Source organism: Microcoleus sp. PH2017_08_TRC_O_A, assembly GCF_020738665.1.
In the GTDB taxonomy this organism is placed as follows: Bacteria; Cyanobacteriota; Cyanobacteriia; order Cyanobacteriales; family Microcoleaceae; genus Microcoleus.
The window spans coordinates 1-9,961 of record NZ_JAEQCE010000168.1; the positions used below are offsets into that span (position 1 = coordinate 1).

Annotated in this window: 9 protein-coding genes and 1 riboswitch; of the genes, 4 read left to right on the forward strand and 5 right to left on the reverse strand. The window is 45.5% G+C overall.

From position 1 onward, the window contains the following. Positions 1-24: 24 nt before the first annotated feature. Positions 25-1,092 (forward strand): hypothetical protein, encoded by a 1,068-nt coding sequence (locus tag JGK22_RS32460; RefSeq protein ID WP_293282323.1) that lies wholly within the window; start codon positions 25-27, stop codon positions 1,090-1,092. Positions 1,093-1,623: 531 nt separating this feature from the next. Here JGK22_RS32460 and JGK22_RS32465 read toward each other — a convergent pair. From JGK22_RS32465 to JGK22_RS32485, 5 genes are all read right to left on the reverse strand, one after another. Further along, a complete protein-coding gene (locus JGK22_RS32465; protein ID WP_293193370.1) occupies positions 1,624-2,334 on the reverse strand; it encodes a precorrin-2 C(20)-methyltransferase in 711 nt (236 codons plus the stop codon). Beyond that, the gene (locus tag JGK22_RS32470) at positions 2,331-2,960 is read right to left on the reverse strand and encodes a precorrin-8X methylmutase (RefSeq protein ID WP_293186726.1); all 630 of its coding nucleotides are present in this window, start codon (positions 2,958-2,960) and stop codon (positions 2,331-2,333) included. The genes JGK22_RS32465 and JGK22_RS32470 overlap by 4 nt, the downstream gene beginning before the upstream one ends. A gap of 229 nt (positions 2,961-3,189) precedes the next feature. Further along, complete coding sequence (gene cobG, locus JGK22_RS32475; RefSeq protein ID WP_293186723.1) at positions 3,190-4,668, reverse strand: precorrin-3B synthase; 1,479 nt, start codon at positions 4,666-4,668, stop codon at positions 3,190-3,192. Between the two features lie 52 nt (positions 4,669-4,720). Then, a riboswitch (cobalamin riboswitch) is annotated at positions 4,721-4,837 on the reverse strand. A gap of 357 nt (positions 4,838-5,194) precedes the next feature. Further along, entirely contained in the window at positions 5,195-5,776 is a 582-nt protein-coding gene (locus JGK22_RS32480; protein ID WP_293186722.1) for a MerR family transcriptional regulator, read from the reverse strand. Positions 5,777-5,831: 55 nt separating this feature from the next. Beyond that, positions 5,832-6,701 (reverse strand): methyltransferase domain-containing protein, encoded by an 870-nt coding sequence (locus tag JGK22_RS32485; RefSeq protein ID WP_293186721.1) that lies wholly within the window; start codon positions 6,699-6,701, stop codon positions 5,832-5,834. A 280-nt stretch (positions 6,702-6,981) separates the two neighbouring features. Between JGK22_RS32485 and JGK22_RS32490 the strand changes: the two genes are divergently transcribed. From JGK22_RS32490 to JGK22_RS32500, 3 genes are all read left to right on the forward strand, one after another. After that, positions 6,982-8,553, forward strand: coding sequence for an NAD(P)H-quinone oxidoreductase subunit N (locus tag JGK22_RS32490; protein ID WP_293186720.1), 1,572 nt, complete (start codon positions 6,982-6,984; stop codon positions 8,551-8,553). 184 nt (positions 8,554-8,737) lie between these two features. Beyond that, positions 8,738-9,226, forward strand: coding sequence for an OsmC family protein (locus JGK22_RS32495; RefSeq protein WP_293186719.1), 489 nt, complete (start codon positions 8,738-8,740; stop codon positions 9,224-9,226). A 22-nt stretch (positions 9,227-9,248) separates the two neighbouring features. Beyond that, the gene (locus JGK22_RS32500; protein ID WP_293209016.1) at positions 9,249-9,848 is read left to right on the forward strand and encodes a Uma2 family endonuclease; all 600 of its coding nucleotides are present in this window, start codon (positions 9,249-9,251) and stop codon (positions 9,846-9,848) included. The last annotated feature ends 113 nt before the right edge of the window (positions 9,849-9,961 follow it).

Below are 9,961 nucleotides of genomic sequence, written 5' to 3' on the forward strand. Positions count from 1 at the left end.
CAAGTAATCATCCAAGATATCAGCTTGGCAACCGACAACATATTGTTCCGTAAACAGAAATATTACTCACCCTCACTCCGAAAAACTTATGTAGCAGAACTACCACTAGGCTACGAAGGAGAATTTGGACCAGGAATCAAAGCCCTAATCATCAGTTTGTACTATGGGGGTAATATGACGCAAGGCAAACTACTAGAATTTTTAGCGGATTTAGGTATTTCCATCTCAGCCGGTTATTTATCCAACCTGTTAATCAAAAACCACTCGGGTTTTGAAACCGAGAAAAAAGAAGTTTATGATTCAGGACTAGCGAGTAGTCCTTGGCAACACTTCGACCAAACAGGTGCGCGTGTAGGTGGAGTCAACCATACGACCAATATCATCTGTAACCCTTTATATACAGTATACTTCACAACAGCCAATAAAGATAGACTGACCGTACTGAAAGGATTACAGCCAGGACGAGAACTGAAATTTATTCTAAATCCACTGACATTCTCACTAATTGAGGACTTCAAAATCCCGATTAAATGGCAAAACGCTCTCCAGCTATTACCTCAAGAAACGGTGTTGGGTGAGTCAGAGTTTAATCACCTACTCAATAAGTATGTACCCAAACTGGGCGCTCAACAAGTTACCAGGATTAAGGAAGCAGCAGCTATTGTTTTCTATCATCAGCAAACTGATTGTCCAGTCGTACAAACTCTTTGTTGTGATGATGCTCCCCAATTCAAGTTAATCACTGCCGATAGAGCGCTATGTTGGGTACATGAGGGAAGGCATTACAAGAAGTTAAGCCCGGTATTCCATTGCCATCAAGTAATTTTAGAGCAGTTTCTCGATGATTTTTGGGATTACTATCGGGAATTATTAGCTTATAAAAATGCTCCCAGTCCTGAAGCTGCACTGCTTTTAAGGTCGAAATTTCTGCTGCTTTTTGAAACTCAAAGTGGCTATGAATTGTTGGATGAGCGCAAACAATTAACTGCGACAAAAGTATCGGAGTTGCTGAGGGTTTTAGAGCATCCTGAATTACCTTTACATAATAATCCGGCTGAGTTAGCTGCCCGAACTTGCTGTGCAGCGACGTAATATTAGCTATGCAACTCAAACGATTGATGGTACTCAGGCTTGGGATACTTTTATGTCTCTTGTTGCTACTAAGGAGTCAGTTGGGAATCAGTTTTTTTGATTATGTCCGTGACCGAATTTCTCAACTTGGAATTATTCCCTCTCTGTCCACTATTATTCGCGAAAAATCTGCTCTTTATCCCTTGGGCTTGTCTTGGCAGCTAGATTAGCTCCTTCCCCTACTTATTGAGCCGATACTCTTTTTTCTAGTTTACTTTGACTTGTGTGTACACGGTAGCCTTGGGAAGGGGGGTTAGGGGGGATCTGTCTTAAGTGAACCGTATTGCGTTATAGGCGACTTGTCGCCCCGACAGTTAAATTACTAATTCATTATCTGAAATTTGGAGATGTTCCAATTCCCAATCAAAATCCCAGAAATTATTTTCGGCTCCAATCTCGCATTTTTTATCGTCTCATACCCTGATTCAGCAACGCCTTCAGGGTAATTATACTGTGTGATGCCCTAGGGTGCCGAATGTGGGTTGAATAAGGTCAAGATACAGACTTTTGCTGGCTGGGTATCATGACCAACGCCCAGTAGGGAACCTGGGCCGGATCGACATCGGCGATCGCCCGAATGGACTGATTCGGCATAGTTGCGCGTTCTATATATAGTGCGCGATCGAATTGTCCCAACTCAATCAGCACGTCTCGAACTTTCGCAAAGTGCCTCCCCAGCTTAATAATCACCGCAGCATCAACCAGCGCCAGTCGATCGCGCAAAACATCAGCGTCCAACGTCGCAGGCATAATACTTAACACATCGTTACGATAAGTCAGTGGCACTCCCAGGGCACTCGCACTCGCCATCGTCGAAGAAATTCCCGGCACAACTTCGGTTGTAAATTTGCCCGACAAACGGTTGAACAAATACATAAACGTGCCGTAGAGAAAAGGTTCGCCCTCGCACAAAACCGCCACATCCCGCCCTTCGCTGAGGTGGGCGGCAATTTTCTCGGCTGCAATATCGTAATACGGTTGAGACGATCGCGTGGGGCTAAAAGGCAGTGGCATCGGAATCTCAATTTGTTCTGGGCGCAAGTAATCTGCGACGATCGCGCGCGCGAGCACTTTACCATTTTCCATCGCCGGATACGCAATCACCGGCACCGATTGCAAAATCCGATAAGCTTTCAAAGTTATCAATTCCGGATCGCCAGGGCCGATGCCCAATCCGTACAATTTACCAGTAGTCTTAGTCATAGTTCGTCCTCTTTAGCTAACGCATTCACGGCTGCTGTTGCCATCGCACTGCCACCGCGCCGTCCGTGTAGCGCGATAAATGGCACTCCCCGACTGTTGGCAGCGAGTTCGGCTTTGGATTCGGCCGCCCCCACAAATCCTACCGGGAAACCCAGAATTAATGCCGGTTTCGGGGCTCCAGCATCCAGCATTTCCAGCAATCGGAATAAAGCAGTCGGGGCATTGCCGATCGCCACAACTGCACCATCTAACTTATCTAGCCACAAATCGAGTGCTGCTGCCGATCGAGTATTACCGATTTGCCGCGCCAACTGCGGTACATCGGGATTCCAGAGGGTGCAAATCACTGGATTGTCTGCGGGAAGCCTTTTGCGGGTGATGCCTTCGGCTATCATCCTGGCATCGCACAGAATTGGTGCGCCTGCTGCGAGGGCTTTGCGCCCGTGGGTGGCGGCAAGGGGGGAAGCTGCTAAGTCTTTAACGATGTCGATCATTCCGCAACTGTGAATTAGTCGCACTGCGACTGTTTCTAAGTCTGGCGGCAGGTTTGATAAGTCTGCTTCGGCGCGGATTGTGGCGAAGGATTTGGTGTAGATTTCTGTTCCGTCTCGGATGTAGTCAATCATTAAGATAATTGGGAATTGGGAATTGGGAATTGGGAATTGGGAATTGGGCATTGGGAATTGGTAATTGGGAGACTGTACTTAACTTTATTTAAAATTGTTAGGGGAAGTTTGTTTGATTTGTGGAATGGCTTTTTTTAATGAACCGCGAAGGCGCTTTAGGCGAAGCCGCGCGTCAGCGCTAGGGCGCGAAGTAAGAAAGAGAAGGGGAGATAATGACAGTTTGTCTGTTTTAATGATTTTCTGGGTTCAGTAATTTCTGCAATTTGTCGATCGCCCACCGATCGCAAAATTCACCTAATGACTCGCGAGGTTCTCGAAACCGCTGGTAGACGCGCAACATTCGCTCGATCGCACGAGGCATCTCGGCTACACTGACGGCTGGGAATATTTGCCGTCCAAAGGGCAAGTCTTTTGTACCTGCATAAATGTTGTAACCTGGGATTGTTTCGCCTTTCTGCTGAATCTGAATTCCTATTAAGGTGATATCTATTGGCTGGTGTTGGGCGCAGGATTTTTCGCATCCGCTGAAATGTATATTGATCGATCGGTCGATCGTCAGTTTTTGCGCTAAATCCCTCACCATTGCTAGGGCGTCACTTTGAGTATCTGTCGCTGCTGACGCACAGCCGCTGCTACCGGCGCACGCAACTAAGCAGGAATCTAGGCGAGTTGCAGATGAGTGCAATCCTAAATCGGCGATTTGCTGATTGACCTCGCAAACCTGGGAGTTGGGGATGTCAGAAATCAGCAGATTTTGCCACTGCGTAAGTCTCAGGGTGCTTCCGCCTAGATTTTGGGCTAAATTTGCCAAATTTCTCAGTTGCTTTGATTCTAGCTTGCCTAGGGGGAGTGCAATGCCGATGTAGGAGAAATCGGACTGTCGTTGACTGTGAATGCCGAGATTACCGTTGGGTGCGCTCGTGACAGGCAGGATGCCTGTTCCACAAGAGTTGTTGGATATGTCTTTTAGAAAAAGTTCGATCGCCTCTTGCCGCAATGCAAACGGCAAATTTTTCTCTACTTGTTCTAGATATTTTTCTGTACCCCAATCAGCGAGTAGATGACGCAAACGCGGTTTTTTACCATCAATTCGAGGCTGACTTTTTGTATATTCAAGATACGCGTTTGTTAAGCTTGCTAATACTAAAATACATTGCGATTCTTCGATTATAATTCCGGTCTCAACGCCGTTGAAATGCAGACCAAAAATAATTTTGGAATTTGTCAATCGCCTTTTTGCCACTAATAAAATATCATTGCGGAAATTCCGGATAGAAACTAATTCTCCGCCATCAAAGCCAATGCTGAATTTAGCGGAAAGTTCCGATAACTCAGGATGGGTTTGCAGGTAATTATCCCAAGCTGCAACTAGCGGGCGAGTATCCAGTAAGTTTTGGCGATCGATTCCTGCTGTCGGACTTGCCATTATATTGCGAATTTGGTCAACTTCAACGCGCCGAGACGCTAATCCCAATTCCTGTAAATCTTGCCAAACTTCTGAGGGAATTTCCGAGTGCAATTCTCGGATTTGTAAATTTGCCCGATTTGTGACTTGCAAACAGCCGATACTGTAGCGATCGACTAAATTGGCGATCGACCAACACTGCTGTACATTTAAAATTCCCCCCGGAATCCGCATCCTCGATAAAACGCCGTCTCGGGCTTGGGAACCGTAAAATAAGCCGGGACAAGTCGGTAAATCACTCAAAAGCAACAAATAATCTCCTTCCCCGTGCGACGCAGGGAACCTAAAAGTAAACGCGGCAAACGCGCCCTGAAATCGGCATTCTGACTCTCACAGTTGCGGCACAGCGCCGGAATTGCACCGGACTTTCCCGCTTTCAGGTTTAAGAAATATATCATAAGTCGATCGCCAGCAGCACAAAATCTCAAATTTCTTAACAAATGCCCGGTTATTTTGTATAGTTGCTAATACGAACTCGCCAGTAGACCGGAATATTCCATTTGTTAATATAAATGGCGTTGCTGATTTACGGTATGAAAGGCTAAATATGCCAGTCATAGAAACCAGTATCGACAAAGCTTGGGGATTTTTAACTTATTTTTTTCATACCCTGTGCTGATTGTTTCAAGGCTGCGATCGCTCTGCCGATATATTCAGACACGGCTGAATCAAGTGCACCCTGGGAGACAACCTCTACTCCTTCCTGTTGATACATATTGTTGAGCGATCGCGCAATTTCCGCATCACCGCCCGTGAACTCCTGAACCAGTTATAGCCAGCGTCGAGCCAAGACTTGCACCGATTCGTCAGCCGGATCTGTGCCGTTTTTCATTTGAGTCCGAACCTGTTCAATGAGTTTTTGCCAATCTGTTTGACTTTGCTGGATTCGTTCCTCTCCCAACAACTCCCGGCGTTGCTTGATGGTTTCCAATTGTTCAGGCGTGTAGTATTTTTCAAACATACAAATTGCCTCAATGGTGTGAATCAAATTTTCGACGGAAACCGATTGTGCCGATTGTAAACTGCTAGAAATCGACTCCAATCGGTTGAGCAATCGGTGAGACAAATCAATCTGTTCTTTCAGACGCGCTACATGGAGTTGAATGATTTGCTCTAGCGAGAAATTCCGCTGTTCCAAACATCCTCGGATTTCCTCTAAGGAAAAGCCGATTTGTCGCAGCGATACGATTTGCTGCAAGCGGATAATGTCATTATTCGCATACAGCCGATAGCCTGTTTCAGTCCGCCCCGACGGCGAGAGTAAACCAATTTCTTCGTAGTAATGCAGTGTCCGGACGGACACACCTGTTTGTTTTGCCAAATCGCCGACTTTCATCGCCAAGGGTGGCATACCTTTCCTCCTTTCGGTTCAGAGTCGATCGCGGAATGAATCAATCGTAAAACCCTCACGTGGCGTCAGTGTCAAGGGGTGAAGCGAAAAAATTTTCGGAGCTTGGGCGATCGCCTATATTAGATTTGCGGGCAATTACAAAAAATATTGTGACATCGTTCCAAAAGTCTTGTGCCCTTGAGACTGCATTTATTGCGGCAAAATAGTCTTGTTTGCATTGTTCCCATTGCTGGTATGACCATTGCACTCCCTGAAGTCCAAATGCGCTGTTTGCGTTGCCATTCCAAGCAGCTTCTGCATCTTGTAAGTCAAATCCAAATTGCTCGTTGGTAATTTCAATATTCTCAAACCCGATCGATCGCAAAATTTGGCAGCACTTCTCGTGCGTCCCCAGTAACTCGTTGGGATTGCGAATCGTAATGCCGTATCGCTGCACAACTTCCCGAAACAATATAGATGTAGTTGGAGAGGTTTCTGCCAGACAGGAAAACGCGAGAGTTCCGTCCGGTTTCAGAGCATTGTACCATTGACGGAGAGCTTGTGGAATACCTGTAAAATAGACGATCGCACTGGAACACAAAATTACATCAAATTGGTTGTCGGAAAATTCTTGTTCGTCGGCGTCTGCTTCGGCAAACTCGATATTCGCCAGCCCTAAACCTGCAACTTTCTGCCTCGCTTGCTGCAACATTCCCGCAGCAAAGTCAGTTCCCAAAACCCAGCCAAGAGCCCCAACAACCTGGGCCGCCGCAATCGCCGCTAAACCTGTGCCGGTAGCGATATCTAGAACTTGCTGGTGCGATCGCAATTTTGCCAATTCTACTAACCGAGTTGCAGCCCGTTTGTGAAATTCATTTTCGTAATCCGGGCGGTTGTTAAAGTCATTCAGAATCTGCTGTTTGTAGGCACTTAGCGAGTCAGTCATGTTGAGTAATTGGTTAAATTTTCTACACTCCTGGACGCAACAGGCAGAATATGGGAGTTAACGCTTAGGTATGTTGTTGCGCTTCAGCGCTCTTTAAATCTATATGAAAGAGCGCAAAGAGAGTAACTACGTACCTTGTATCAACTTATCTGGCAACAAACATCTCAAAACTGGGATCGCGAAGCTGTAATCAGCTACAATCCAGTTTGGTAAAGAATTTTTACGAGCTAACTGCCCATTACAGCCTTTTGGGCCTGTATTACCCAACGTGACTGAAAATATGGATTTTGCTACTCTTGCAGCCCAGCTAAACGCTGGAACTATCTTACCCGAGGGAATTGTCATCATCACCCTCTTGGTGGTTCTCGTCGGCGATTTAATCGTAGGCCGCAGTTCCTCGGCTTGGACTCCCTACGTTGCCGTTGCGGGTTTGCTAGCCGCCGTCGCTGCTTTGTGTTTGCAGTGGGATAACACTAACACTATCTCGTTTCTGGGCGGTTTTAACAGCGATGCCTTGAGTTTGGTGTTTCGCGGAATTATCGCTTTGACGGCGGCTGTCACTATTTTGATATCCGTGCGCTACGTACTGCAAACGGGTACTGCTTTAGCGGAATTTATCGGCATTTTGCTCACGGCTACTTTGGGGGGAATGTTCCTCAGTGGCGCCGATGAATTGGTGATGATTTTTATTTCGTTGGAAACTCTGAGTATCTCGTCTTATTTGCTGACGGGTTACACAAAACGCGATCCGCGTTCCAATGAAGCTGCTTTGAAATATTTGTTAATTGGTGCATCTTCTTCGGCGGTGTTTCTCTACGGTATTTCGCTGCTGTACGGATTGTCTGGCGGCCAAACTACTCTAAGTGCGATCGCAGCCAACCTTTCTACAGTTAATAACGGTGAATCTCTTGGTTTGGTGATTGCATTGATTTTTGCGATCGCCGGAATCGCCTTCAAAATCTCCGCAGTTCCTTTCCACCAATGGACTCCAGACGTTTACGAAGGTTCGCCCACACCAGTTGTTGCCTTCCTTTCCGTCGGTTCCAAAGCCGCCGGTTTTGCCCTAGCCATCCGGTTATTAACAAGTGCATTCCCCGCACTCACAGAACAGTGGCACTTCGTATTCACAGCCTTAGCCATACTCAGCATGGTGTTAGGCAATGTGGTGGCCCTCGCCCAGACTAGCATGAAGCGGCTTTTAGCTTATTCGTCGATCGCCCAAGCCGGATTTGTGATGATTGGTTTAGTCGCAGGAACCGAAGCCGGTTACTCCAGCATGATATTTTATATGTTGGTTTACCTGTTCATGAACCTAGGCGCTTTCGCCTGCATCATCCTCTTCTCCCTGCGGACAGGAACCGACCAAATCAGCGAATACTCCGGTTTGTATCAAAAAGACCCGCTGCTAACATTAGCCTTAAGTATTTGCCTGCTTTCCCTCGGTGGAATTCCGCCACTGGCTGGATTTTTCGGCAAAATTTATCTATTTTGGGCAGGCTGGCAAGCTGGACTTTACGGCTTAGTTATCCTGGCATTAATCACCAGCGTAGTTTCAATTTACTACTACATCCGCGTCGTCAAAATGATGGTAGTAAAAGAACCTCAAGAAATGTCAGACTCCGTGAAAAACTATCCGCCAGTTCGCTGGAACCTTCAGGGAATGCGGCCATTGCAGGTCAGCGTTGTACTCACCTTAGTTGCAACAACATTGGCAGGAATTTTATCGAACCCTTTGTTTAACTTAGCAAACGATTCTGTCACCAAAACTCCGATGCTGCAATCAGCATTGAGTCGGATTGTACCAGTTGCAACTACTAAAGTTGAATCAAATCTTGTGTCTCGCAACGATTAATTTGCGCGAATCTTGAAAGATTATATAGCGCCTAACTGTAACAAGTTAGGCGCTTTTTCAATTTAAAAAATCGGTTCGTAGTGAGGACTTCAGTCCTCAGCATTTGATGCGGACTGAAGTCCTCACTACAAACAGATCCTGTGATATAATATTAATTATAATTTTAATTACCAAATTAATATAAATGAGCAAAGAACACACCTACCGCATCCATACAGTTTGGACAGGTGCCAGTCAAGGTACTACTTCATCTTATGATGCTTATTCTCGCGAGTATACAATAAATATCGAGGGTAAACCACCATTCCTAGGTTCAGCAGACCCAACTTTTCGGGGCGATGCTGCGCTGTACAATCCTGAAGATTTATTGGTAATGTCGCTGTCAGCTTGCCATATGTTGAGCTATCTTGCTTTATGTGCTCGTGCTGCGATTCGGGTGATTTCTTACTCGGATGAAGCGACAGGTACAATGACACAAAAAGATGGCAAAATTAGATTTACCGAGGTAATTCTACGTCCGAAAGTAACCATCGAAGCTGGTAATGATTTGGAAAAAGCACGCAGTTTGCACGACAATGCACATCATGTTTGTTATATTGCGAATTCGGTAAATTTTCCCGTGCTGAATGAAGCAACAGTTATTGAAATGAATGCTTCCGAAGTCAATAATTAACAAAGTCGCAACAGAGGTGAAAATGTTAGTAAAAACCAAGCCAAAGTTTTATACTCCCGATGAGTACCGAGAGTTAGAAGAAACTACCGAGTTTAGAAATGAATACCGTGATGGAGAAATTGTAGAGATGACAGGCGGCACAATTAATCACAGCCAGATAATAGGTAATATTTATGCATTCTTGAAATCTGCTTTGCGGGGAAATAATGCAAGACCATTTATGAGCGATTTGCGGTTGTGGATACCTCGATATCGACGGGGAACTTACCCCGATGTGATGGTAGTTGAAGGAGAATTAGTTTGCACTCCAGGACGCAAGGATGAGATAGTCAATCCGGTACTAATTGTGGAAGTGCTTTCTAAGTCTACTAAGGACTTCGATCGAGAGGATAAGTTTCGGTTTTATCGATCTATCCCTGAATTCCGCGAGTACGTATTAGTCAGCCAACAAGAATTTTTAGTGCAACAATATATTAAGAATGAATCAAATCAATGGTTGTTTCAGGAATCTGAGGGAGAATCTGCAACAGTTTCTTTCAGTTCGATAGGAGTGCAAATGTTGATGAGCGATATTTATGAGCTGGTTATATTCGAGACGGCGGCAACCGAAGTACAGGAGTGAAATTCATGCTATTGGGTGATGCGATGTTTAACTCGGTAACAGTAAAACAATAATTTGGTTTGTTGGTGAATAGATGCAATGTCATTGCGAGCTCTTAGCGAAGCAATCGCAGA